Origin of the sequence: Paenarthrobacter sp. MSM-2-10-13 (assembly GCF_011605365.1) — a bacterium.
Lineage (GTDB): Bacteria > Actinomycetota > Actinomycetes > Actinomycetales > Micrococcaceae > Arthrobacter.
Genome location: NZ_JAAOXO010000006.1, coordinates 178,788 through 203,403, shown reverse-complemented (window position 1 = coordinate 203,403; position 24,616 = coordinate 178,788). Strand labels below are relative to the sequence as shown.

Sequence of the window (24,616 nt, the reverse complement as noted above, 5' to 3'; positions counted from 1 at the left end):
TTCCACGCGGATACACTCGTGGATACGTGCCGGGATAATGAGTACCGTGATGAGATACCGCATCGCTTTAATTTCCGTTTCTCTACCCTTACCGCCTTTCCAATTCGCAACTGGTGATGCCGGGCGGCGGTACTAGGTGGCCGGCATCACCGAACAGCATCACCGAACGGCGGCAGCAATTCGGCCCTTTCGATGGTTATCGCTGGTTTTTCCTGGGTTTTGAAAAGAGATTCTCACTACCCTCAGCCTTTGCCCTCTTTTCGGCTCTCTTTTCCAGAATAGTCTTGCCGGACTTTTTGGACCTGGCACTATTGGGTGACTTACCGGACATTTTAGGCTCCTTCAATATTTTGGATATGACAACACCATACCCACTTATTTTTTTAAAGCCAGTTACAGAAATTTGGGCTTCATGCCTACGAGGTTTCTCTGCCTTTCTCCACGACAACTCTGGCTGGGAGGGCTGTTCGTTGCTAGCGTGGCCGCATGAACCCGTCGAAGTCCCCGGCAGAGATCCTCGACATCGCCGGCAACGAGGTCCGCATCTCCAACCCGGACAAGGTGGTGTTCCCCGAGCCCGGGCTGACCAAGCTCGATCTCGTGAACTATTACCTCGCAGTCGCGGACGGTGCGCTGCGCGGCGCGGGAGGGCGCCCCATGGTGCTCAAGCGCTTCCCCAAGGGCATCGATGCTGAACCGTTCTTTCAGAAACGCGTGCCCGAGAACCATCCCGACTTCATTGACACGGCAACACTCCACTACTCGTCCGGAACTTCCGCCGAGGAAGCGGTCATCCGTGATGCGGCAGGCCTCGCGTGGGTGGTGAATCTGGGATGTCTGGACCTCAACCCGCACCCCGTACGCGCGGAGGACCTCGACCATCCGGATGAGCTTCGGGTGGACCTGGACCCCATGCCCGGCGTTGACTGGTCCCGGATTGTGGACACCGCGTATGTAGCACAGGAAGTGCTGGACGACGCCGGACTGGTGGGGTGGCCAAAGACGAGTGGCTCCCGCGGCCTTCACATCCTGGTGCGCATCACGCCGCAGTGGTCCTACCGGGATGTGCGCCTTGCCGCCGAGACCCTGGCCCGCGAAGTGGAGAACCGTGCTCCGGGGCTGGCAACGGCCAAATGGTGGAAGGAGGAGCGGGGCGAGAGCGTCTTCGTCGACTTTAACCAGAACGCCAAGGACCGCACCGTAGCCTCCGCGTACTCGGTCCGCTCCCGGCCCGACGCCCGGGTCTCGACGCCGCTCACGTGGGACGAGGTGCGCTCCGCCCGGCCGGAGCAGTTCACTGTCCGCACTGTGCCCGCGCGCTTCTCGGATGTGGGCGACCCGCACGCAGGAATCGATGAAGCTCCCGGCTCGCTCGATGCCCTTCTGGCTTTGGCTGCCGAGCTCGGCCCCGCCGAGAAGGCCCCCAGAGCAGGCGATGGCTCGGGTCGCCGGGTGTCAATGATGCCACTCATCGAGGTAGCCCGGACCAAGACCAAGCCCGAAGCCGAAGAAGCACTCGATGCGTGGAAGGAACGGCATGCAGACGTTGTTTCCCTGCTTCACCCGGCCGACGTCCTGGTGGACGGAATGCGGGGATCGAGCTCACTCTGGTACCGGGTACGGGTAAATCTTCAACACATCCCGGAAGAGCGACGACCGGCCCAGGAGGAGCTGATCGCAGACTACGACCCGTGGGCGGGCAAGGAGTGGCCGGCATCCGGAGGCTGAGAGTTCTGGCGCGGGCGGTGGCGTGGCGGTAACTTTGGAGTACTTTTCCTTGAAGCTGCCGAGGTACCGGAGGCACTGCCGATGCAAGGCTTGTCCGCGTCACTGGTCCTCATCGCCGTGTTGGCTGTGGTGGCCCCCCTTGCTGCACGGCTCCTGGATCGTTGGGTCAAAGTGCCCATTGTGGTCTTTGAAATTGTTCTTGGCATCCTGTTCGGACCAAGCCTCCTGGGATGGGTCCAGTCCACTCCCTTCACGGACACGCTGGCTGATTTCGGGCTGGCCATGCTGTTCTTCGTTGCCGGCAACGAGATTGACTTCGCGGCAATCCGCGGCCGTCCCCTTTACCGTGCCTCTGCAGGGTGGGCCATCTCCTTGGCCGCAGGCATCGGGGCAGGTTTTGTCCTGGGGCCCTCACCGGAAGCCGCCGTGATCATTGGTGTTGCTCTGTGCTCCACCGCTTTGGGCGCATTGCTGCCGATCCTCCGGGATGCCGGTGCCTCCAAGTCGCCGATCGGTGTCGCCGCTACCGCACTGGGCGCGGCCGGCGAGTTTGGGCCGCTCATAGCCATCTCCTTGTTCTTCAGCGGCAAGCAACTCGGTGTGGCATCAGGAGTGCTTCTGGGCTTTGTCCTGCTGACCGGCGTGGCAATCTACCTTGCCTCGCAGGCACTGCACACGCTGTTCCACGCCCAGGTCACTGCCACCCTGCACACCAGCAGTCAGTTTGCCATGCGGTCCATCCTGTTGATTCTTAGCTCGCTGGTGGTGCTCAGCATGGTCTTGGGACTCGACATGCTGCTGGGAGCCTTCGCCGCAGGGGTCCTCTGGAAGGTCACCATTGCACGCGCTCCTGTTGCAGACCGTAAAGTCATCGAGACCAAGATCGACGCCGTCGCCTTTGGCTTCCTGGTGCCCATCTTCTTCATAGATACCGGCATCGACTTCGATTTGGGCGCACTGACCTCCAGCCCCCTGACGTTGGCCATGGTCCCGCTGTTCCTGGCGCTTCTGCTGCTCATCCGTGGCGTGCCGTCCTTGCTCGCCACGCCCCCGGGCTCCTCGCGGGCGGACAAACAGGCCCTTCTGCTGTTCGGAGCCACGGCTTTGCCCATCATCGTGGCAGTGACAACCATTGGCCGGGAGCACGGGTACATCACCAGCGGAATATCCTCGGCCCTCGTAGGGGCAGGGATGCTCTCGGTACTCCTGTTTCCGTTGCTGGCGCTTCGCCGGCTGCGCCGCACGGCGGCGCCGGAGGCAACGCTTCGCACGCCAAAAGCCTGATGCTTCGCGGCTGCTCTGAAGCAGCCCCTGCAAACGCAACAAGCGCACGACGGCGGTATCCCGCCGTCGTGCACTCCTCTTACTTAGGTGTACGCGACTCCGCCAAGGTGTTGCCCCCAGCCGAAGCGGCCCATAGGCTCGTAGCGTGAGTGGCAGGGACGGCAAACCGACCAGCGGGACCGACCGGCGACCGGGTGAAGGAAATTAAGGCATGGCAACAGGAACAGTTAAGTGGTTTAACGCTGAAAAGGGTTTCGGATTCATCGCCCCGGACGATGGAGGCCCTGACGTGTTTGCTCACTACTCAGCAATTACGTCGAGCGGATACCGTTCGCTGGAGGAAAACCAGAAGGTCCAATTCGACATCACGCAGGGTCCCAAGGGTCCGCAGGCGGAGAATATTCAGCCCGCCTAAGTTCAGTACATAAATGTCACACCAGGAGACCGGCGGGGCCTAGCGGCCTCACCGGTCTCCTGGTGTTTTTACGCCCGGCCTTTGAGGATCAGGTGCCAGTAGACCTGCGGGAACATATCTCGGTCCACCCACCAGGAGAGCCGGCTTTCCTTCCACGTGGCTACCTTTGGAATGGTCGGCATGGGTTGGTAGTGGTGGTCAAACTCGGCAAAGACCACCGTGTTCCGCGAAACGGTGAACGGGCATACGGAGTAACCATTGTACTTTTGGCTCAGCGGTTCGCCCTTGCGGGCCGAAAGCAGGTTCTTCGCCAGGACCTTGGCCTGCTTGCGCAGCGCACCGCCGGCTTTCGAATTGGCGGTCCCTGCAGCGTCGCCCAGCGACCAGACATTCGGGTACCTGGGGTGCCGCAACGTCCGGGTGTCCACCTCCACGAAGCCGTGCTCGTCCCCTACCGCCGGCAAGTCAGTGGCTTTGAGCCAATCCGGCGCGGACTGGGGCGGGACGGCGTTGAGGACATCATAGGAGAGGTCCTCTGACGTGTTGTCAGCGCTATTCCGAATGGTTGCCGTGCGGCTGGCAGGGTTTACCGCCACCAGCTCGCTGTTTGTCCGCAGTTCTATTGCGTACTCGGCAATCTTGCGGTCCAGCTCCCGGTCAACCTCGGGAATGCCGAACACTGTGGGATAGGGCTGGACCATGACAACCCGGATGTTGTCCAGGACGCCCTGTTCCTTCCAGTAGTCACAGGCCAGATACATCGGCTTCTGACTGGCCCCGGCACATTTAACCGGACCCGAAGGCATGGTAAAGATGACGGTGCCCGACCTCATGGAGCTCAACAGCGTCCAGAGCTTGGGTGCGAGCTCGAACTCGTAGTGAGAGGAGCCATAGGGTGAGTGCACTGCCTCGGCCAGCCCCGGAACGGCGTCCCAGTTGTACTGCAGCCCCGGGCAGAGAACAAGGTGCTCGTAGGTTACTTCGGAGCCGGAAGCCAGCGTCACCGAGTTGGCCTTCGCGTCCACATTCGCTGCCTTGTCCTTGATCCAGGCGACGCCCATTGGGGTTACGGATTCCTGGCTCCGGACGGCTTCCTTGACTTGCGCACGGCCACCGGCGATGTGGGAGAACAAGGGCTGGTATAAATGGTGTTCCTTGGGTTCGATGAGGGCGATGTCCTGGACGCCGTACCGCTTCAACCGGGCGGCCAGGGACACGCCTCCATTGCCGCCGCCGATGATGACGACCTCGTGCCGGCGCGCCATTCCGCTAGCTCTTCTCGGTCAAAGCGGAGCCCTTGTGCGCTGCCCTGGCTCCGGTCTTAGCTGACTCCACCACATACTGCGGCTCGTCTTCGCTGGCCACGTGCTTGTTGCCGTCCAGCACAAAGTCGCTGGTCTTCTTCTCCACGATCTTTCCGTGCGTCTTGCCCTGCGGGGTGTTCCACTCCACGCGTGTTCCCTTGCTCAGTGCCATGTCCGCTCCTAGTGTGGTCTCGGCCGGGGGTGACCCTGGTCAACGTCGACTTCTCCACAATAGTAAGCATGATGATCATCTATGTCTCAAGGTTCACTGCTGTTGTCCCTGGCCATCGGCGTCAACTGCTGCTCCACCTGGTCCTCTCCCCCCGGTGTTGGTCTTCCGGGTGATCAACCAGGTAATGAACCACAGCACCACGCCGATGGCCATCAGCCCGCCCGCCACTTGGTACTGGATGAGGTTCCTTCCCACCCACGGACCAGCGAGGAAGGCACACAAGAGTGCGGCCACCAAAGGCAGCTGACCGGGCGAGGTGAAGAAGACCTTCCGGTGCGGATCGCGCTTTCGGCGGAGAACAACACATGCCACATTAACCAGGGTGAACACGCACAGCAGCAGGAAGGCCGTGGTTCCGGAAAGATTCGCCACGATGTTGCTTGAGGGGTCGCTGCTGACGTACCAGATCAGCCCCAAGGCAAGGACGGTGGAGAACAGGATACCGGCCCATGGCGACCGGCGACCGGGCAATACCCGCCCCAAAGACCGCGGCAGAACGTGTTGGCGCGCCATGCCGTAAATCAGCCGGCTCGCCATCAACATGTTGATCAATGCTGTGTTCGCTACGGCGAAGACAGCGAGGAAGGGAAAGATCTTGTCGATGGGAAAATCAGGGGAACCTTTGTGCACCACTTCAAGGAGTGCCGCTCCTTCGGCTTCCCTGATCTCTCCGAGCTCGGCCGGGGTGAGCACACTGACCACAGACACAGCTACCAGCATGTAGAGGATCACCGCGATACCAAGACCTGTCAGCATGGTGCGGGGAAAAATCCGCTCCGGGTTCCTGGTCTCTTCAACCATGTTGACGGAGTCCTCGAAGCCGACCATGGCGAAAAAGGCAATGGACGTGGCGGCAGTGACAGCCAGGAACAGCCCCTTGTCCTGGTAGTCGGTGAACACGAAAATTTCCTGAACGTTGCCGGTTCCCTGTGCCATGACGAAGAAGCCAACCGCAATGACGATGCAAAGGGCGACTACCTCCACTGCCGTGAGAATGACGTTGAACTTCACGCTCTCCCCCACGCCACGCAGGTTGATCGCTGCCAGCAGCAGCATGAATCCCAAAGCCACCGCGGTGATCACGCCGCGGTCAGGAACCTCCATCCAGCCGTTGATTTGAAGGCCACCAAAGAAGTTCTGGGCAAGGACGTTGGCAGAGGTCGAGGCACTGGTGATGCCGGAGCAGACAACGGCGAACGCCACGAGGAAGGTCACGAAATGGATCCCGAAGGCCTTATGCGTGTAGAGCGCTGCGCCGGCGGCCTGGGGGTACTGCGTCACCAGCTCAAGATAGGAAAACGCGGTAAGAGTGGCCACCACAAAGGCCAGCAGGAACGGCAACCAAACGATCCCACCCACTGTCCCTGCCATTGTGCCGGTGACCGCATAGACCCCGGCCCCCAGAATGTCGCCCACAATAAAGAGGAGGAGCAGTTTGGGTCCAAGCACGCGTTTAAGCTCCGGCTCCTCACCTGCTGGCGTTGCTTCCAAGGCGTCGTCTGACGTGGTGCTCATGGTCCACCCCCGGCCCGTACACGGTCCCTCGAACCGTGTCAGTGATCTGATTTATCTCACTGTGATCCCGAGGCCCGGGTTTGGCAACACCGTCCGGTGAAAAGCCGGAACAGCCCTAGCGAAGTTGCCCTGAGTCCCCGGTCACCGAAGTACGCGAACCGTAATACTCAGTCAGCCTGGCCAGTCCTTCATCAACGGATACATCAGGTGTCCAGTTGAGGAGTTCACGGGTTAAGCGTTGGTCAAACCAGTGGGCGGTGGAGAGCTGCTCGGCCAGGAACCGGGTCATGGGCGGCTCCTCTTTGCGTCCGGCCCAGGTCCACACCCTTTCCACTACTGCCCCGGCAGCCCGTGCCAGCCCACCAGGCACAGACCACGACGGCGGGGCCACGCCGCCAGCTGCACAAATGCCTGACAATAGCTCCCCGATGGGCCGGGGCTCGCCATTACTCACCACCACAGCCTTGCCATGAACGTGCTCCATGCGGTGCAGCGCTGCGACGATGGCCGATGCCGCATTGTCCACGTATGTTGTGTCGATCAGGGCAGCGCCGGAGTCCAACAACGGTAAGCGGCCGTGGCTGGCGCGAGCCAGGACGCGCTCAACCAACTGGGTGTCGCCGGGGCCCCACACAATGTGGGGCCGCACTCCTGCTACCCGCAAGTGGGATCCATCCGCTGCGAGGGCCAGTAATTCAGCCTCAGCCTTGGTGCGGGCATAATCTCCGCGTGCATGCCGCGGGTCAGCCTTCTCCGCACCCGCTCCCATAATGGCTGCTCCGGAATGGGCCACAGATGGCGACGAGACGTAGACAACGTCCCGCACACCGGCCGCCTTGGCATGGTGGAGCAAGCTGCGGGTTCCTTCAACATTTACTGCTTGGAACTGAGCGGGGCGCCCGGTGATGGAAACTTTGGCAGCAAGGTGTATGAGTCCCTCCGCACCGTCCACTGCCCGGCGGAGGGCAGCGTCGTCGTTGATGGATCCGCGGAAATCTTCCACGCCATCCACCCCTGACGAGCGGCGCTGAAACGAAGCCACATCATGGCCTTGATGCACCAACTGCCGGGCCACCTCGCCGCCGAGGAGTCCGCTGGCACCAGTGACGAGGACCCTCACGGCTTCCCCGTGCGGCCGCCGGCCAGCACCTGCGAAGCCCAACGTGCCAGACGCGTCCTGTCGATCTTGGCGTTATGCCTGATATCTGTGGGCTGCGCAGGGACTACGAGCACAGCGCTGACATCAACGCCGGCCTCGGCAGCTGCTCGACGGACGCTCCCTGCGAGTTGCGGCTCAGCCGGGCCGGCTTTGGGAACCGCAGGCACGGTCTCCACCACGGCCACCACAGCCTGTGTGCCTCTCGGACCGACTCCGGCGATGGCGGCCATTCGCACGGCGTCCAGGCGTTCGATGGATTGTTCGGCACCAACTGGAGTCACCGCACCCCCGGGCGCCGTCACCACATGGGCAAGGCGCCCCTCCACCCACAGTCGGCCTGCGGCGTCGAAGTGACCTACATCGCCCGTGGCATGCCACCCGGTCAGGCTGGTGCTCTTCCGTTGCGTCATCCAGAGCCTGTCATAGGCTTCTTTGACGTGCGGCGCGCTGACCAGGATCTCTCCGGTCACCCCGGCCTCAGTGCCACGGTGCTCTCCCGACGCGGTCCCATCGGCCGCCAGCGGAACGATCGCCAACCGGGCTCCGTGGACGGGCACGCCCACACAGACTCCGTTGCCGGCGCCCGGGACGGTCCCGGCGGCAGCATCAGCGCTTGCCGCCTGAATCTCTTCAAAGCTGATGTCAGTGACCGGCAACGCCTCAGTCATCCCATAAGGGGTATGGAGGGAAGCTCCGGGCATCAACACTTGTACCTCCGCAAGGAGGGACTCAGGGACGGGCGCGCCGGCGGATAGAAGCATCTTCACGTTACCAAGAGCCAACGCCTGGGAGCCACTGAGGTTATCCCGGGTGGCAACCACGTTACGCAAAGCCGCCGGGGACGCGAAGACCACGGTGGCGTCAATGGCAGCAACGGCAACCGCCAGTGCCCGGGCTGTCAAAGTCCGGGGGGCTGTAACGTCCATGGCGGGGGTCACCGAGACGGCTCCGAGCGCCGGCCCCAGCAACGCAAAGGGGGCGAAACCAGCCACCAGCCGTGCACCGGCACCGATCCCGAAAGTAGCGGCAACCGTGTCCCGCATCGCGGCAAGCTGCCGGTGCGTGTAGAGGACGCCTTTGGCTGGTCCGGTGGAACCGGAGGTGAAGAGCACGGCAGATGGCGCATCCGGGTCCACGGCTACCACGTGGTGGCCTTCCACGCGCTTCGCACCGCTGGTTGCGCGGCTTAGTGCCCCGGTCTTTGCCAGGGCATCCAGCGACGTCTCGACACCCAGGATTCGACGACGGACCCGCGGGAGGTCCCGAATGCTGATGCGGCGTCCCGGCCACCCAAGCACCGAAGCGGCCGCCAGTGCCTTATCGATGCCGATCAGGAAGTCTGCGGTGGCGCCCTTCACGGCGCGACTCATGCCCTTGGTACCGAGTCCGGCGTCGGCGACGACCACCACCGCCCCCAATCTCAGGCAGGAGTAGAGGGCAACTGTGAGGTCGGTTCCGGGCGGAACCATCAAGCTCACGCGGCTCCCTTGACCCACGCCGGCTTCCCTCAGGCCCTCCACCATGTCCAGAATGCGCTGGTCCAGCTGACGCCAGTTCAGTGTTCGGCTCATGCTTCCATCGGGTGCCATTTCAACGACGGCGACGTCGTCCTTCGATGGTCCAGCGGCCAGTTCGCCGAGCGAGTCCCAGAGGGGTCGGAATGTTGTGGCCCCTCCTTCGGCCGGATCCCTGGGCGGGAGGCCGCGGGTAGCAGAGGGCACCACGTGAGAGCTATCGCCGCTTATGGAGCCACTGTGCGCAGCAAGCCAGTCAAACACCGGCGTGGCGATGTCCCTGTCTTCCGCCACGAGATGTCCGGCACCTTCGAAGCGATGCACATCCGTGTGCGGAAGGCGGCTGATGAGGTCTTTGAGGTACCGGTCGGAGAAGATCGGATCCTTCGGGCCCCAGAGCATCAGGGCCGGCACGTTCAGCCCGCGCAAGCCTTCCGCCACGCGTGTGAGCGCGGGGAAGCTGGGATGGGAGGCGTTTGCGGGAATGTCCGCGACGAAATTCCCCACTCCGGCCCGCCGGCCGGCTCCGCGGTAAGGCGCCATAAATGCCCTGCCCACATCGGAGGGAAGCGGCGGATTGGCCAGTGAATGCGTCACACGCAGGAAGGCGTCGGAGGTCATAGTGCCCCACCGGTGCACGGCAGGGTGCAGGGCCAGCCGAAGAGCCGATGGGATGGGAGTATCGGAAGGATGGTGGACAGCGGTGTTGGTCAGTACCATTCCTGCAAGGAGCTGCGGGTGTTCCAGCGCCCAGCCCGCGCTGATCACTCCACCCCAGTCATGGCCCACCGTAACCACTGGCCCTTCCAGGCCCAGTGCATCCGTGAGGTCACCGAGATCGTTGATCCGGTCCGCCAAGCGCCGGAAGGTGCCGGTGCGTTCTGAGTAGCCCATGTCAAGTTGGTCTACGGCAATTACGCGCCATGGATGGGCCGGGCTTGCTCCCGCACTGACCAGTGTCCGCCACAGATACGACCAAGTGGGGTTGCCGTGTACGCACAGCAAGGTTCCGATCGGTGTCAGTTCACTGCGCGTGAGCTGGTCGCCGTTATCGAGCACATGCCAGCGGCGAATTGCGCCCGGATCGTCCACCTCCGATGTGGACCTTACCCGGATTGTCCGGGACCATTGCGGGTCTACGCCGGGCCACTTGGCGGCTACCAAACGATTTCCACCATTCCTGCGTTCAGTCCGGAACCCACACCCATGCACAGGACCCGGTCGCCGGTCGTCAGAGACTGCGCCTGGGCCGCGAGTGTCATGGGAAGCGATGCAGGACCCACGTTGCCCCAATGCGGGAAGGTGATGGGAACCTTGTCCGCGTCCAGGTCTATGGCGTTGATGATTGCCTGGGTATAGGCGTTGCTGACTTGATGGGTGACGTAGCGGTCCATGCTTGCCCAATCCCACTCGGGCTGCGCCTCATGCCAGGCATCCACCACAAGCTGCAGGCCGCCGTCGAGCAGTCCCTTGGTGTCCGTGGACATGCCATCGATGCCTCCAACGCACAGTTCGTGGTGTTCCGTTCCTGCACGCATGACTCCTCCCACAAGCCGGTGCGCGCCCGGGTGCTCATCGGCAGGGCCCAGCACCGCAGCGGCAGCACCCGATCCCAGCGTCAACGTGGCAAACTCGCGGTTGAAGTCTTCCCGAGTGGTTTCAGGACGCTGGAGCCGGGCCAAGGTGGCTTCCTGAGTACCCTGCGCGTCTTCTCCATTGACGATGACGGCGTACTTGATCTGCCCCGAATCAATCATGTTGGCCGCCAGTATCAGGCCATTCACGAAACCGAGGCAGGCGTTGGCCAGGTCAAAATTCATGGCCGACGACGGCAGGCCAAGCTCGTGGTGGATCTTGACCGCCACAGAGGGTTCGAGGTTGCGCCTCGTCACTGACGTGTTGATCAGCAAGCCGATTTCCGAAGCTTCAACGCCGGCCTCAGCCAGTGCCTTGGCGCCCGCTTCCACTGCAGCATCATCAAACGACGTTCCGGCGGCCCACCAACGGCGGTGGGTGATACCCGCAACCCGCTCAAGCAATCGCGGTGGAAACTTCAGCCTCTGCAGGGTCGAAGCCAATCTCCGGTCGAAATCCGTAGAGCTCACTATCCTCGGAGCCTCTACACTGCTCACCGAGAGCAGCGCGGTGTTGCTGTGCCGGAAGGTCGCATTCCCTGCCAAGTTAAGCCCCTGTTCGTTTCTGTCCTGCCTTCATGCGGTGACTGTACCCATAAAGTGCAACCCCAAGACGTTAACTATGCCGGTGACAACCCGTTCCTGCATATTTGGGCCACCGCGGACCACCTCAAGACCCGGCGTGATGATGGGGCTAGCCTTCCCGGGCCTTCCTGGTTGCGGCGTCGTTGGCCTTCTGCAGCGCTTCCACCAACTCCTTTTTGTTCATGGTTGAACGACCCTTGATGTCCATTTCCTTCGCCCGCCTGTAGAGGTGCTCCTTGGAGGCGTTGGCATCCACTCCGCCGGCCGTGGGCTTGGTGGAGTCCACCCCTTCCTCCGCATGGTTGTCGGAAGGTCCGCGCTCCTCTTTGGGCTCCCAGTGGTCGCCCACTTTCTCGTAACTGTGCTTCAGAGCCGCGAAAGCAGTCCGGGCCGCCCGGCCGGAATCGTTGTCATAGCTTTCCATTGCCGAATCGTAGGTCTTGGCAAAAGTGTCCTGGGCTTTCTGTTCCGAGCGCTGCAGGGTGGATGGCACTTCGTCTTTGCGGGCGTGGTCGTTTTTTCCGGTCTTGGGCATGGTCTCCAACTCCCTAGCTCGTAGATGTCTTCGGTTGATTCAAGTCTGATGTGAAGCGCGGCCATTTGACCACCGAAAGTTGGCTGCTACCATCAAGAGAGAAAGTATGTCCTATCAAGCGAACAAATGGCTACAATCCTCTGCCACCCGCACTGGGGCAAGGGGCGGAGCCTGAAAACCGGGGTATCCAGTGGTGACTAAACTTGGTCTCAACATCGACCGCTCCTCTCCCGTGCCCCTCTATCACCAGGTAGTACAGGGTATCGAGGCCGCCATCCACAGCGGGGTCTTGGAGCCTGGCAGCCGCCTTGAGAACGAGATCGACCTCGCGGCCCAGCTCAACCTTTCCAGGCCCACCATGCGCAAGGCCATGGACGAACTGGTTCGTTCCGGCCTGCTGGTCCGCAAACGCGGCGTCGGAACACAAGTGGTATCCAGTCAGGTTCGCCGCCCCCTGGAACTCTCCAGCCTCTTTGACGATCTGACCAACAACGGCAAGAAGCCCACCACCACCGTGCTGAGCTTTTCCCATGAAGAAGCCGACGCCGCCACCCTCGCGGCGCTTGAGCTGCCTGCCGGTTCCAAGGTGTACCACTTCACCCGACTGCGCAAAGTAGGTGGCAAACCACTGGCCTTGATGGAGAACTGGGTGCGCGATGACATCGCCACCATGGACGAAGCCATGCTGGGAGCAGAGGGCCTGTACTCGATCCTGCGCAGAGGTGGCGTCAACTTCCGCCTAGCGACTCAACGCATCGGTGCCATGATCGCCAATGATTACCAAGCACCTCTCCTGGAGACCGACGTAAATTCCGCTTTGGTCACCATGGAGCGCACCGCGGTGGACGATACCGGCCGCCATGTGGAAACCGGCCACCACGTTTACCGCGCCGATTCCTACAGTTTCGAAATGACACTCGTACAGCGCTAGTACACCTCATACAAAGGATTCAGCTTCCATGACCAATTGGGTTTACCCCTTGGGTTCTGCCGCGCACGGCGTGTGGGACATCTCGCTCGGCACTTCCGATTCCGCCATTGCTGTAGACGGCTGGGCACATACCGGCCTCAAGGTCGCCACCATCGCGTCAGGCGCCGCCGTCGACCTCCCTGGGGTTGCTGAGGAGCGCATTGTGGTGCCGCTCAACGGCGCCTTCACCGTTACTGTCGACGGCGTCGACCACGCCCTTGGAGGCAGGTCCTCCGTGTTCCACGGACCCAGCGACGTCCTGTACTCAGGCACCGGAAAGTCCGTCACCATCAGCTCGTCCGACGGCGGCCGCGTCGCCATCGCAACGGCCCCTGCCGATGTCTCGTACCCCACCCGACTGGTGACCGCTGCTGAGACACCCGTGGAATTGAGGGGCGCCGGCAACTGTTCGCGCCAAGTGCACAACTTCGGCACACCGGCTGCACTGGAGGCGGACCGCTTTATTGTGTGCGAGGTCATTACCCCCGCTGGTAACTGGTCCTCCTATCCCCCTCACAAGCACGATGAGGAAAAGGACGGCGAGACCCACCTCGAGGAGATCTACTACTTCGAAACGCAGGTGGCCGCAGGTTCCGGCGCACCGACCGACGCCGACGCGATCGGATACCAGCGGGTGTACGCCTCCGACGAGCGGCCCATTGACGTTTCAGCTGAAGTACGTACCGGTGACGTTGTTTTGGTCCCCTACGGCTGGCATGGTCCCGCGATGGCAGCACCGGGCTATGACATGTACTACCTCAACGTCATGGCAGGCCCGGGTCCCGTCCGTGAATGGCTGATCAGCGACGACCCCCATCATGGTTGGGTGCGGCAGAGCTGGGAAGGCCAGGACATCGACCCCCGGTTACCCTTCGGCGCCTAGCTATCGTCATAGGAAGGCCCTCCCCGCGTCCACCGGATGCGGGGAGGGCCTTTTTTGGTCAGTGATGTTAGCTGGACACTTTGAGGGCGACTTTCACGGGAACACCTGTTGCCAGTGATTCCTGGGCGGCGTCTGCCACACGGGAGGCTGCCACCGCGTCCTCCGGGGTGCACGGGTTCTCACGCTCACCCATCACCAGCTCCACAAATGCGACCATCTCGGAACGGTACGCCTGGTCAAAGCGCTCTGCGAACGTCTGGTGCGGATCCCCGTCGGGGAAAGCGACCGCGGCCTCAGCCGAAGCCACAGCGGACTTCTCGTCCAAGCCCACCATGACCGTCCTGCGTGAGCCTTGAATCTCCAACCGCACATCATGGCCGGCCCCGTTGTAGCGGCTGGCAGAAACCGTTCCCACCGTGCCGTCGTCGAACGTAATGAGCGCCAAAGCCGTGTCCACGTCGCCTACTTCCCCAATGGCTGGATCACCGTTGTTGGATCCCTTGGCATAGACCTCCACGATTTCGCGGCCCGTCAGCCAGCGAAGAATGTCGAAGTCATGGACGGAACAGTCCCGGAACAACCCACCGGACGTTGCCAGGAAATCGACCGGTGGCGGCGTCATATCGCACGTGACGGCGCGCAGCGAGTGGATCCAACCCAATTCGCCGGCCTGGTACGCGCGCTTGGCTTCCAGATAGCCGGAGTCGAAGCGTCGTTGATGGCCGATTTGCACCACGCCGTTGTTGTCCCTGATGTAATCCAGCACAGGCAGTGCGTCCGAAACGTTCATGGCCACAGGCTTTTCGCAGAAGACCGGGATTCCTGCGTCCACTCCGGCACGGATCAGCTCCGGGTGGGTCGCCGTACCCGTGGCAATGACCAAGCCGTCCACACCGGAGCCCAACAGTTCGGCCACGGAGGGGAAGAACTCAGCGCCCAATCCGACTGCGACTGAGCGGGCATGGTCCGTGGCAACGTCCGTGAGCTTCAGGCGGACATTGACGCCCCTGTCCCGGAGCGTTTCATTGAGAGCGACCATGTTGTTGGCATGCATGACGCCGATGCGTCCCACACCAACGAGACCAAGAATGACATCTTTCATATTTTTCCTTCAAAGGTAGGAGTTTCCGGAGTCGTGAACACCACGCCCAGTTGGCGGCGAATCTCATCGGCCACGTCCAGGGTGCGGATGGAGGCCGCCAGCGTCCGTTGGCTGATCTGCGTGCTGCCCGCCACAACTGCCCGGGCCACCGCTGCGGCCTCAAAGTGAAGGCCCTCGAAGTGTCCGCCGGCTGGTTCTTCGTGACGCAGGCGGGTCCCGTCAGGAAACCTGACCTCGAACGGGCCGGGCATGTTGAACGGGCCCTCGATCGCCAGGGTGGCCTTGGAGCCAACAATCGTGGCTGTGGTGGGCGTGAAGTTGTGCAGGTGAGTGTTCACCACAGCCTGCCCGCCGCCGTCGAACGTCATGACGGCCGATAGTTGGGCGTTGACCCCGGACTCATGTGCCTGACCAATGGCATGGAGCCGGTGCGGACTTCCCAGCACCTCCGTGATCAGGGCCAGGGGGTACGTGCCCAGATCAAGAAGAGGACCACCAGCCAGTTCCGCATCAAAAATGCGGTGCGAGCGATCAAAATGCTCGCCATACTCGGCAACCACGGTGGTGATGGTGCCCAGCGTTCCGGCATCGAGTATCTGCCGGATCACATCGAATTTTGGAAGGAAGAACGTCCACATGGCCTCGGCGGCGAAGACGCCGGCAGCCTCGGCCCGCGCAGCGATATCACGCGCCTGGCCGGCGTCGAGTCCGATCGGCTTTTCAACCAGGACGTGCTTGCCGGCCTCGATGGCCATGACGGCGGCCGGGTGATGGCCGGTATGGGGCGTACACACATAGACGATGTCCACGTCCGGGGCTGCGGCGAGTTCCTGGTAGCTTCCGTAGGCGGCGGGGACGCTAAAGGCCTCCGCGAAGGCCTTGGACCGGTTCAGGGATCGGGATCCGACGGCGGCTATCACCTGCCCGGTATGCGCTTGGATGGATTCGGTGAACCGTTCGGCAATCCATCCCGGGCCCATGATGCCCCATCGCAGGCCGGGAGCATCACGGGATTCGGGCACGCGTGAGTGCGGAAGCGTGGGTTGGGTCACGAGTAACTGACTTTGGTCGACGACCCGTCGCTGTGCAGCGACTGGATCATGGCTTGGGCAACCAGGGCAGCGTTGAGTCCGTCCTGTGCACCGGCGAGGGGCGGCGCTTCTCCGCCTGCAAGTGCTGAGACCCACGCTTGCAGCTGGATCCGGTACGCGTCGGCGAAGCGGGGTCGCCAGTCCGCAGGGATGGAGGCCTGCCGGACTCCATCTTGTTCGATGCCCAGCAAGGACGATTCCTGAAGTGACGTGGTGCCTAGCTCGGAAACCACCTCACAGCGGGTGGTGTACCCGTACTGCGCATTCAGGTAGAGCTCCAGCGTTGTTAGGGTCCCGTCAGCTGTTCGGAGGATCATGAATGACGGGTCTTGCAGTCCGGCTTCGGCACGTCGCGTGCTTTTTCCGGCCTGCCACGAGACTTCCGTGACCGGAGAATCCAGGAGCCAGGGAACGATGTCCAGCTCGTGAATGGCCGAGTTGGTGATGGCCGATTCTGCGGTTGTTCCGGGCCCTGCCGCGGCATTGCGGCTGACGCAGTGAACCATGAGGGGCTCGCCCTGTGCCCGGCCTTGCACGGCGCGCCGAAGTGCCACATAGCCCGGGTCAAAGCGCCGCATGAAGCCGAGGGAAAGCAACGAAGCGCCGGTCGCGGCCACGATGTCGGCATCGGCCGCCACCACTTCGAGGCTTTCAAGAAGCGTGGGCGCCAACGGCTTCTCGCAGAGTACCGGGGTCATTGCTTCGAAGCATTCCGAGATAAGGCCCGCGTGTGTCGAGTCGTGCGAGGCGACGACTACCGCGTCAACGTCGCTGGAGTTGATCAATTCCGTCGGGTCCGTGGTGATGCGTGCCAACGGTGGCGCAGCAGCCGCTGCCCGGCCGGCGTCGAGATCTGCCACGAAGGTGACTTCGGCACCCCCAATACTGGTGGAAAGATTCCTGATGTGGTCTGCGCCCATGATTCCGGCGCCAATAACACCCACCCTGATCGGCATGGTGTTCCCTTCTATTGACGATGTGAATGGGCCGTGTGCACAGCTGGCGGGGTCCTTCGAAGAGATCTCCGGAGGAACCCGCCAGTGCACTTTTTACGCGTGCTTCGGGCTTCCGGCGTTCACGCTGTCAACGTCCGCTACTTCGGCCTTGACCTCTTTTACGACGTCGCCATGGCCTCCCAGCTGTTCCAGCTCATGGGCGAGTTCAGCAAGCTCAGCGCCACCAGCCATCTGGGCCGTGAGTTCGTCCAGGGTGATGTCCTTCTTGTCGTAGTACCCAATGGACTTGCCGCGCTTGAGCAGAAGGAACCGATCCCCCACCGGGAAAGCATGGTGCGGGTTGTGGGTGATGAAGATGACGCCGAGGCCGCGGTCGCGGGCCTGGAGGATGTAGCGCAGGACCACACCCGACTGCTTCACGCCCAGGGCCGCCGTGGGTTCGTCCAGAATGAGGACCTTGGCGCCGAAGTACACGGCGCGGGCAATCGCGACGCACTGGCGTTCACCTCCGGAGAGCTGTCCGATGGGTTGCTCAACATCACGAAGGTCGATGCCCATCTCCGCCAGTTCCTTGAGCGTGATGGCCTTCATCTGTTCGACGTCCATGTACTTAAATGGGCCGAAGCCTTTGGTGATCTCGGATCCGAGGAAGAAGTTCCGCCAAATAGGCATGAGCGGCACCACTGCAAGGTCCTGGTACACGGTGGCGATGCCGGCGTCCAGGGCATCGCGGGGGGAACTGAACTTTCGTTCCTCACCCATGATGTTCAAGACGCCGTCGTCGTGCTGGTGGAGACCGGCGATGATTTTGATCAGCGTGGACTTGCCCGCGCCGTTATCGCCCAGCACACAGGTAACGCGGCCGTTGTCCACGGCCATGGTGACCTCACTCAGCGCGATGATGTTGCCGTAGTGCTTGCCCACTCCTTCCAGGGAGAGAAGGTGGACGGGTGTGTGGGTGAGGGGATCACGCTCATTCTGAAGCAGCGTTTCCTGATCGATGGCTTTTGCATTCATTTTCCGGGGTCCCTTTACTTGAGTTCCGCGCGGCGCTTGACGATGAGGTTGACGATAGTGGCGAGCAGCAGCATCAGACCCAGGAAGAACTTGAACCAGTCCGGGTTCCACTGTGCGTAAACAATGCCCTTGTTGGCCATGCCAAAGATGAACGCGCCAATCGCACCACCCACTGCTGAACCGTAGCCACCGGTCAGAAGGCAACCGCCAATGACAGCGGCAATGATGTACAGGAATTCGTTGCCCACGCCTTCGCCGGACTGCACTGAGTCGAAGGCGAAAAGGTTGTGCATGCCCAGGATCCAGCCACAGAAGCCCACACCCATGAAGAGTCCGATCTTGGTGGCCTTGACTGGAACGCCCACCGCCCGGGCTGCATTCGCGTCGCCTCCCACTGCGAAGATCCAGTTACCCACTCGGGTACGCATGAGCACCCACGTGGCGACGGCCACGAGGGCAATCCAGATGAAGACGGTGATCTTGACTTCAACTCCACCCAGGTTCACGGACGATGCAAAAACTGCCTGGGCTGACGAAAAGCCATCCATGTCAGAGATAGAGGGCGATGAAACGCCGCCGCCGATCATCCTTGTCAATCCGAGGTTCAGACCCGTCAACATCAGGAACGTGGCCAAGGTGACAATGAAGCTCGGAAGCTTGGTCTTCATCAGGATCCAGCCGTTGATATAGCCGATAGCCAGAGATACCAGCAGGGCCAATCCAACGCCCACCCAGACGTTTGTGCTGAAGTACCAACTGAACATGGATGCCGTAAGGGCTGAACTGATGACCGCAACGCCTGTTGATAGGTCGAACTCTCCGCCGATCATCAGCAAGGAGACGCCTACGGCCATAATCCCGATAGTGGAACTTCCGTAGAGGACGGTAGCGAATGATGCGGGCTGCAAAAACGTAGGGGAAACCAACGAGAAGAAGATAAAGAGGACGATGGCTCCAACGAGTGCGCCAACTTCCGGGCGCCCAAGCATTTTTTGGAGCGGATTGCGCTTGCCGATGCGTTCATCGCGTATGGGGAGGGGGGCTTTGGATAGGGTCTGTGTCATGGCTTTCTCCTGCTAGGGCGGGGTTCCCGGGTTTGAGTCCCGGGAACCCCGCTGGGAGCATCCTTAGCGGATGCCTTCCTTGGCGAACTTGAGGACGTCGGGAGCCGAAGACTGATCGATGATTGATGGTCCGGTCAGAACAGGAAGTCCACCGCCCACGTGGATTCCGCCACGTTTGACCTGCCACAGCGCATCGATTGCACCGTATCCCTGCAGCCACGGCTGCTGGTCAACAGTGAAGGCCACCTTGCCATCTATGATGGCTTGGGCAAGTTCGCCGTTCATGTCGAAAGATGCAACTTTGACTTTGCTTTGAAGTCCCAGCGACTCCACTGCCTTGTTGATGGTCAGAGTGAACGGAGCGCCGAGGCCAATGATGGCGTCCGCGTCGGGCGTTGCCTGAAGCTTTGCCGTGACGGTGGAGGAAACCTGGGTCATATCGGTGCCCTGCACGAAGAGGTTTTCCGTCCCAGGGACCTTGGATTTCACGCCTGCACACCGTGAGTCAAGAGCGACGTTGCCCTGCTCCATGATCACGCAGATTGGATGCTTCACACCCAGTGAAGCGAGCTTCTCACCTACGGCAGCACCGGCCAGGTTCTCATCGGAACCGAAGTGCGTGAAGGCGCCTACCTGCTTCCACACATCTGCGCCGGAGTTCAGGCTGACCACCGGAATACCCGCGTCTTCTGCTTTCTTCAGGACATCCTTCAGCGCGTCCGGTTTAGCCAAAGTGACCGCAATGCCAGCCACTTTCTGATCAATGGCCTGCTGGATCAACTGTGCCTGCCGGCCACCTTCGGGGTCGGACGTGTACAGCAATTCCACGTTGTCCTTCGCGGCAGCTTCCTCGGCACCTTTGCGGAGAATATCCCAGAACGTGTCGCCGGGGGCAGCGTGCGTAATGAGTGCCACCTTGATGCGTTCTGTTGAGGCGACTTGGCCGCCACCGGCACCGCTGCCCGATCCGTCGGTTTTGCCTCCACTGCTGGAACACGCGCTCAACGCGAGCAACGGTACAACTGCCGCCACAAGGGCGGCTTTACGCCAGGAAAATTTACCCACTTTGAATCTCCTTTGATTACAGCTCCGGGCTGCCACCTTGCAGCCACCGGATTGCGCCTACATAGATCATGGTGATCTCCAGCACATAAGTCAATACTTTGTCCTGACATTAGGATGTAAACACGTAACTTCTTTGTGGATTCTCTCTTCAGGGCATGCAAAAGGGCAGTCCCGTTCAACTCAGCGGGACTGCCCTTGAGCAGTTGATTTGTGTGGCGGCAGGAAGGTTCAGCGACTTCTGGAGTCCGCTGATGCCGTGCCAGCGATGTTTTTGAAGTAATGCTCCAGATCCTCAAGGCTCTTGTCCTTGGTTTCGGGAATGTACTTCATGGCGAACGCGATGGCCCCGACGCCCAGAACGGCAAAGACGAAGAAGGTGTTGGAAAGGCCAATGGCGGCGAGCAATTGCGGGAATCCGAAGCCGACCAAGAAGTTGACGATCCACAACACGAAGGCAGAAGCGCCCATTCCAAGGCCTCGGATCTTAAGGGGGAAGATCTCCGAGAGCATCAACCACGTGACCGGAGAAATCGCTCCCTGTTGAAAGGAGAGAAACGTGACAGTCAGAGCAAGAATGACGAATCCCCGGGCAGTACCTTCCGGCAGAACCATAGAGAATATTCCGATTAACAGCAACGCACTGGTAGTGCCGACCTGCCCGGTGATGAGCATTTTTCGGCGCCCTACCTTGCCCAGAAGCCAGATACCCACGAACGTAGCCAGAACGGAGATTACACCGTTGGCGATGTTGGCCGTCAGCGCAGCTTCCCTCCCGAAGCCAGACTCGGCGAGGATCTGCGTGCCGTAGTACATGATGGAGTTCACGCCGGTGATTTGCTGGATCACAGCCAACCCCAGACCCACCATAAATATTCTCCTCAGCCAAGGAATGCCAAGGTCCTTCCAGGAACCCATTTTGGACTTGTAGTCCTCCACGGCCATGGCTTTGACGTCTTCAAACTCAACCCGCGCTTCTTCCTGAGAACGTATGCGACGCAGGACGCTCAACGTCTCACCAAAGTTTCCTATGGAAGCCAGCCATCTAGGACTCTCGGGCATGAAGTTCATGCCAATCCACAGGGCAATGGCCGGAAGGGTTGCGATCACCAGCATCCAGCGCCAGATTCCACCTGCCTCACCGAAGCTGTTTCCCAGATAAGCATTGAAGACAAAGGCCAGCAATTGTCCAGTGACGATCATGAGCTCGTTCTGGGTGACGATCCGACCGCGCCGTGCACTGGGCGAAACCTCGGCAAGGTAGACCGGCACAGTGACTGAGGCGCCGCCGACGGCTAAGCCAAGGACAAACCGCGCCACAACCATCACCTCTGTGGTGGGAGCGAACGTGCAAGCGAGCGTACCTAGCAGGAAGATCATGGCCAGGACCATGATCATCCTGCGGCGACCGTGGCGGTCCGCGAGGCGGCCACCCAGAAGAGCTCCGAACGCTGCGCCGAACAACAGCGAGGAAGTAACCAGTCCCTCAGTGAGGGGTGTGAGACCCAGGTCCTCCTGCATGTAGGGCAAAGCACCGTTGATCACACCGGTGTCGTAACCGAAAAGCAGGCCGCCGAACGTCGAAATGATTGTCACGGTACGGAGCGCCCTCTTGTGCTTAACAGCGCCCGGTTTGGTATCCGCAGGTAGAGGAACACTCATGCGATGACCTTTTGAATATGCTGCTTCATTGTCTCCAACTGGTAAATGGAGACATCCTCCGCGTTCTCATCCTCGGCGAATACCGAAGAGACCATTACGGTGTTCTCCTTGTCCAGGAAGCCGATCTCCTTCAAACCGCCAAAGAACTCGTCCCAGTTCACGTCGCCGTCGCCGATTTTCAGGTGCTGGTGGACGCGGACGGCGTTGCCGGGAGGGTTGGTGATGTAGCGAAGGCCGTGGGAGGCGTGGTGGTTCATGGTGTCCGAAACATGCACCAGACGGAGCTTGTCCCCCGCGGCCCGCATGATCTCCAACGGCTTGTTGCCCATGTGGAAGCTGTGCGAAGCGACGTAGACCATGCCGATGTTCGGCGAGTTGACGCCCCTGATGACGCGGAGCGCGGCCAGGCCGTCCTCCACGAAGTCGTCCGGGTGCGGATCAATCAGGACGTCCAGACCCTCGCGTTCGATGATCGGGAGCAGCTCCTCCATGGAGCGGTAGAACGCCCGCTCGGACTCCTCGGCCTTCTCCGGACGGCCGCTGAACTCCGTGTTCATCGTCTGGACGCCGAGGTCTACTGCAATCTGGATGGCGCGCTTCCAGTAACGGACTGCGGCTTCCCGGGCGTCCTCGTCCGGACCCGACCAGCGCAGGACGGGTAGGACCGAGGCGATTTCGACGCCGGCGTCCTTACAGGCTGCCTTAAGTTTCCCGACGAGTTCGTCATCGGCCTTGGGGTGGTTGAAGAACGGGATGAGGTCCGCATGGGGGGTCATCTGCAGGTACTTGTAGCCAAGATCTGCCGCCACCCTCGGGAATTCAAGGAGTGAGTGGCTGTGATGGAACGGCGTGGGATCCAGTGCAATTTTCATGGTGGCTATCCCCTACTTGTAGAGATCCGGCTTGGTGTTCAGCTGGACCTTGACCTTCTCGCCGGACTTCTGGGCCTCGACGCCTGCCTCGCAGCAGGCTGCGGTGGCGTAACCGTCCCAGGCAGTGGGACCGCCGATTTCACTGCGAAGGGCGGCGTCCACCCAAGCCTGCACCTCGACGTCGTACGCCGCTCCAAAACGCTCTTCAAAACCGGGGGTGACGTTGCCGCCCCATTTGCCCGCTGACTGGACGTACGGGCCGTTGTCCCCGCCAATGCTCACAATGCCATCCTCGAAGGACGCCTGCGTGGCCACCTGGTATCCGAACTTGGCGTTGACGTAGATTTCGACGTCGGCCAGCACACCGGATTCGGTTTCCAGCAAAACGTGCTGGGGGTCATGCTGGCCGCTGGGCGCAGTGCGGGTGGGCTTGCCCAGGCGGACCTGGACTGAGGTGATTTCTTCACCGGTGAAGTAGCGGATGGCATCGAACTCGTGGACAACGGAGTCGTTGATCAGCATCTCGTTGGTGAAGCCCTCGGGCGTGCTCGGGTTGCGGTGCTGGTGGTGAAGCATCAAAAGCTCCCCCAATTCGCTGTTGCGGATGATGGCGCCCAAGGCCGAGTACTCGGCATCGAAGCGGCGCATGAACCCCACCTGAATGCGCTTGTGGCCCAAAGCCTGCTCAGCCTGGACCACTTTCCAAGCGCTCTCGGCATCCGGCGTCAGCGGCTTCTCGCAAAGAATCGGGAAGTCCTTCTTCAGTGCCTTATAGAGGATTTCCTCGTGGAGGAAGCCCGGGGTGGCGATCAAGACGGCGTTCACGTCACCGTTGTTGAGCGCTTCGTCGGCACTGGCAAGAGCAACGGCACCGTCGATGCCTTCAATTGCGGCTTGCGCGCGGGCCAGGTCAACGTCGACGACGGCGGCTACTTCAGCGCCGTGGATGCGCGTGCTGAGACGCTTGATGTGGTCCGCACCCATGCGGCCCGCGCCGATGACGGCAACGCGGAGATTCTGTGTCACTGTATCTGTCCTTCGTGAGGTTTTTCTGGGGTGCTGCTGGCAGCCGTTAGTGGACCGCGTTACTACTGAATGCGCGTACGGGAGCCGCAGGAGAGCAGGTAGTTACGGGTTCGTTTAGCGATGGGCATCGGTACATCGAACGCTACCGGGTACATGTCCTGTTCAACGATGCCGAAAATCGGCCGGTTGAGCCCTTCCACCGCTTCGATCACCGCGCGCAGGTCCGGAAGGCCGTTGGGCGGTTCGGTCATGACGCCTGCCAGGTTGGCAGCTGCCCAGGTCATGTTCTTCTCGTTGACCTCGGCAAGGACCTCGGGGTTGATCTGCTTGAGGTGCAGGTAGCCGATGCGGTCCGGGTAGTTCTTGATGAGTTCCAGGCTGGATGCACCACAGTATTCAGCGTGCCCGGTGTCCAGGCACAGGTTCAAGTATTGCGGATCCGTCGCTGCCAGCAGGGTTTCGATGTCCTTCTGCGCACCGACGTGCGAGTCAGCGTGCGAGTGGAACTGCTGGTTCAATCCAAAGTCCTCCAGCAGCACCTTGCCCATGCGGTTGTGGCCGGCGAACAAGTCAGCCCACTGCTCGTCGGTAAGTTCACCGCTCTCCACGGCTTCGCCGGTAACGTCATCGCGCCACATCGCGGGAATGACCACAATGTGTTCGCCGCCCATGGCTGCCGTCAGTTCAGCAACCTTACGGGCCGGCTCCCATGCTTCGTCGTATTGCTTCGCGCCACGGTGGAAAGCAGTGAAGACCGTTCCTGCGGTGACCTTGAGGTCGCGCTGCTTGAGCTCCTCTGCCAAGCGCGTTGGGTCGTTTGGCAGGTAGCCGTACGGACCCAGTTCAATCCACTTGTAACCGGATTCGGCAACCTCATCCAGGAAACGCTCCCACGGTGTTTGCTGGGGATCATCGGCAAACCACACACCCCAGGAGTCGGGGGCGGTGCCGATGATCAGCTTGTTCTCGACATCAGTCATGACGGCTTTGTCTTCCTTTGTGGCGG

Annotated in this window: 22 protein-coding genes; 5 read left to right on the top strand and 17 right to left on the bottom strand. The window is 61.3% G+C overall.

Annotation, left to right across the window (positions count from 1 at the left end):
- Positions 1–486: 486 nt before the first annotated feature.
- The 3 genes from ligD to HAV21_RS13915 all read left to right on the top strand — a co-directional run bounded on the left by ligD (position 487) and on the right by HAV21_RS13915 (position 3,427).
- Positions 487–1,728, top strand: a complete 1,242-nt coding sequence (ligD, locus tag HAV21_RS13925) for a non-homologous end-joining DNA ligase (protein WP_166842116.1) — start codon at positions 487–489, stop codon at positions 1,726–1,728.
- 81 nt (positions 1,729–1,809) lie between these two features.
- On the top strand, positions 1,810–3,012 hold the full coding sequence (locus HAV21_RS13920; RefSeq protein WP_166842115.1) for a cation:proton antiporter: 1,203 nt from the start codon (positions 1,810–1,812) through the stop codon (positions 3,010–3,012).
- Positions 3,013–3,223: 211 nt separating this feature from the next.
- Entirely contained in the window at positions 3,224–3,427 is a 204-nt protein-coding gene (locus tag HAV21_RS13915; protein ID WP_014921815.1) for a cold-shock protein, read from the top strand.
- Between the two features lie 68 nt (positions 3,428–3,495).
- Here HAV21_RS13915 and HAV21_RS13910 read toward each other — a convergent pair whose 3' ends face one another.
- From HAV21_RS13910 to HAV21_RS13880, 7 genes are all read right to left on the bottom strand, one after another.
- Entirely contained in the window at positions 3,496–4,692 is a 1,197-nt protein-coding gene (locus tag HAV21_RS13910) for an FAD/NAD(P)-binding oxidoreductase (protein WP_166842114.1), read from the bottom strand.
- A gap of 4 nt (positions 4,693–4,696) precedes the next feature.
- On the bottom strand, positions 4,697–4,903 hold the full coding sequence (locus tag HAV21_RS13905; RefSeq protein WP_043470236.1) for a DUF2945 domain-containing protein: 207 nt from the start codon (positions 4,901–4,903) through the stop codon (positions 4,697–4,699).
- A 93-nt stretch (positions 4,904–4,996) separates the two neighbouring features.
- On the bottom strand, positions 4,997–6,478 hold the full coding sequence (locus tag HAV21_RS13900) for an APC family permease (RefSeq protein WP_142939318.1): 1,482 nt from the start codon (positions 6,476–6,478) through the stop codon (positions 4,997–4,999).
- 115 nt (positions 6,479–6,593) lie between these two features.
- Positions 6,594–7,598 carry an NAD-dependent epimerase/dehydratase family protein gene (locus HAV21_RS13895; protein WP_142939319.1) on the bottom strand — a complete coding sequence of 335 codons (1,005 nt, stop codon included), beginning with the start codon at positions 7,596–7,598 and terminating at the stop codon, positions 6,594–6,596.
- Entirely contained in the window at positions 7,595–10,315 is a 2,721-nt protein-coding gene (locus tag HAV21_RS13890) for an alpha/beta fold hydrolase (RefSeq protein WP_166842113.1), read from the bottom strand. The genes HAV21_RS13895 and HAV21_RS13890 overlap by 4 nt, the downstream gene beginning before the upstream one ends.
- Positions 10,309–11,331 (bottom strand): 3-oxoacyl-ACP synthase III, encoded by a 1,023-nt coding sequence (locus tag HAV21_RS13885; protein WP_142939321.1) that lies wholly within the window; start codon positions 11,329–11,331, stop codon positions 10,309–10,311. Before HAV21_RS13885 ends, HAV21_RS13890 begins: the two co-directional genes overlap by 7 nt.
- 148 nt (positions 11,332–11,479) lie before the next feature.
- The gene (locus HAV21_RS13880; protein WP_142939450.1) at positions 11,480–11,905 is read right to left on the bottom strand and encodes a ChaB family protein; all 426 of its coding nucleotides are present in this window, start codon (positions 11,903–11,905) and stop codon (positions 11,480–11,482) included.
- Positions 11,906–12,095: 190 nt separating this feature from the next.
- Between HAV21_RS13880 and HAV21_RS13875 the strand changes: the two genes are divergently transcribed.
- Entirely contained in the window at positions 12,096–12,836 is a 741-nt protein-coding gene (locus HAV21_RS13875; RefSeq protein WP_062065541.1) for a GntR family transcriptional regulator, read from the top strand.
- A gap of 28 nt (positions 12,837–12,864) precedes the next feature.
- Entirely contained in the window at positions 12,865–13,758 is an 894-nt protein-coding gene (iolB, locus tag HAV21_RS13870) for a 5-deoxy-glucuronate isomerase (protein WP_142939322.1), read from the top strand.
- Between the two features lie 67 nt (positions 13,759–13,825).
- Here the strand turns inward: iolB and HAV21_RS13865 are convergent, their stop codons facing one another.
- The 10 genes from HAV21_RS13865 to HAV21_RS13820 all read right to left on the bottom strand — a co-directional run bounded on the left by HAV21_RS13865 (position 13,826) and on the right by HAV21_RS13820 (position 24,590).
- Positions 13,826–14,860 (bottom strand): Gfo/Idh/MocA family oxidoreductase, encoded by a 1,035-nt coding sequence (locus tag HAV21_RS13865; RefSeq protein ID WP_142939323.1) that lies wholly within the window; start codon positions 14,858–14,860, stop codon positions 13,826–13,828.
- Positions 14,857–15,912 carry a Gfo/Idh/MocA family oxidoreductase gene (locus HAV21_RS13860; RefSeq protein WP_166842112.1) on the bottom strand — a complete coding sequence of 352 codons (1,056 nt, stop codon included), beginning with the start codon at positions 15,910–15,912 and terminating at the stop codon, positions 14,857–14,859. The genes HAV21_RS13865 and HAV21_RS13860 overlap by 4 nt, the downstream gene beginning before the upstream one ends.
- Positions 15,909–16,907, bottom strand: a complete 999-nt coding sequence (locus HAV21_RS13855) for a Gfo/Idh/MocA family oxidoreductase (protein WP_166842111.1) — start codon at positions 16,905–16,907, stop codon at positions 15,909–15,911. The genes HAV21_RS13860 and HAV21_RS13855 overlap by 4 nt, the downstream gene beginning before the upstream one ends.
- Before the next feature lie 93 nt (positions 16,908–17,000).
- Positions 17,001–17,924 carry an ATP-binding cassette domain-containing protein gene (locus HAV21_RS13850; RefSeq protein WP_166842110.1) on the bottom strand — a complete coding sequence of 308 codons (924 nt, stop codon included), beginning with the start codon at positions 17,922–17,924 and terminating at the stop codon, positions 17,001–17,003.
- Positions 17,925–17,938: 14 nt separating this feature from the next.
- Positions 17,939–18,988, bottom strand: coding sequence for an ABC transporter permease (locus HAV21_RS13845; protein ID WP_105691435.1), 1,050 nt, complete (start codon positions 18,986–18,988; stop codon positions 17,939–17,941).
- Positions 18,989–19,051: 63 nt separating this feature from the next.
- Positions 19,052–20,053: a substrate-binding domain-containing protein gene (locus HAV21_RS13840; RefSeq protein WP_166842109.1), complete on the bottom strand. Its 1,002-nt coding sequence runs from the start codon at positions 20,051–20,053 to the stop codon at positions 19,052–19,054.
- A 228-nt stretch (positions 20,054–20,281) separates the two neighbouring features.
- Entirely contained in the window at positions 20,282–21,712 is a 1,431-nt protein-coding gene (locus HAV21_RS13835; RefSeq protein WP_166842108.1) for a sugar porter family MFS transporter, read from the bottom strand.
- On the bottom strand, positions 21,709–22,584 hold the full coding sequence (locus tag HAV21_RS13830) for a sugar phosphate isomerase/epimerase (protein WP_166842107.1): 876 nt from the start codon (positions 22,582–22,584) through the stop codon (positions 21,709–21,711). The genes HAV21_RS13835 and HAV21_RS13830 overlap by 4 nt, the downstream gene beginning before the upstream one ends.
- Positions 22,585–22,596: 12 nt before the next feature.
- Positions 22,597–23,610, bottom strand: coding sequence for a Gfo/Idh/MocA family oxidoreductase (locus HAV21_RS13825; protein WP_142939333.1), 1,014 nt, complete (start codon positions 23,608–23,610; stop codon positions 22,597–22,599).
- Positions 23,611–23,672: 62 nt separating this feature from the next.
- Positions 23,673–24,590: a sugar phosphate isomerase/epimerase gene (locus HAV21_RS13820; protein WP_142939334.1), complete on the bottom strand. Its 918-nt coding sequence runs from the start codon at positions 24,588–24,590 to the stop codon at positions 23,673–23,675.
- Positions 24,591–24,616 lie beyond the last annotated feature (26 nt).

Coding starts and splice junctions, on each gene's coding strand:
- ligD (WP_166842116.1), top strand. CDS start 487: ATGAACCCGTCGAAGTCCCCGGCAGAGATCCTCGACATCGCCGGCAAC.
- HAV21_RS13920 (WP_166842115.1), top strand. CDS start 1,810: ATGCAAGGCTTGTCCGCGTCACTGGTCCTCATCGCCGTGTTGGCTGTG.
- HAV21_RS13915 (WP_014921815.1), top strand. CDS start 3,224: ATGGCAACAGGAACAGTTAAGTGGTTTAACGCTGAAAAGGGTTTCGGA.
- HAV21_RS13910 (WP_166842114.1), bottom strand. CDS start 4,692: ATGGCGCGCCGGCACGAGGTCGTCATCATCGGCGGCGGCAATGGAGGC.
- HAV21_RS13905 (WP_043470236.1), bottom strand. CDS start 4,903: ATGGCACTGAGCAAGGGAACACGCGTGGAGTGGAACACCCCGCAGGGC.
- HAV21_RS13900 (WP_142939318.1), bottom strand. CDS start 6,478: ATGAGCACCACGTCAGACGACGCCTTGGAAGCAACGCCAGCAGGTGAG.
- HAV21_RS13880 (WP_142939450.1), bottom strand. CDS start 11,905: ATGCCCAAGACCGGAAAAAACGACCACGCCCGCAAAGACGAAGTGCCA.
- iolB (WP_142939322.1), top strand. CDS start 12,865: ATGACCAATTGGGTTTACCCCTTGGGTTCTGCCGCGCACGGCGTGTGG.
- HAV21_RS13865 (WP_142939323.1), bottom strand. CDS start 14,860: ATGAAAGATGTCATTCTTGGTCTCGTTGGTGTGGGACGCATCGGCGTC.
- HAV21_RS13855 (WP_166842111.1), bottom strand. CDS start 16,907: ATGCCGATCAGGGTGGGTGTTATTGGCGCCGGAATCATGGGCGCAGAC.
- HAV21_RS13850 (WP_166842110.1), bottom strand. CDS start 17,924: ATGAATGCAAAAGCCATCGATCAGGAAACGCTGCTTCAGAATGAGCGT.
- HAV21_RS13845 (WP_105691435.1), bottom strand. CDS start 18,988: ATGACACAGACCCTATCCAAAGCCCCCCTCCCCATACGCGATGAACGC.
- HAV21_RS13835 (WP_166842108.1), bottom strand. CDS start 21,712: ATGAGTGTTCCTCTACCTGCGGATACCAAACCGGGCGCTGTTAAGCAC.
- HAV21_RS13830 (WP_166842107.1), bottom strand. CDS start 22,584: ATGAAAATTGCACTGGATCCCACGCCGTTCCATCACAGCCACTCACTC.
- HAV21_RS13820 (WP_142939334.1), bottom strand. CDS start 24,590: ATGACTGATGTCGAGAACAAGCTGATCATCGGCACCGCCCCCGACTCC.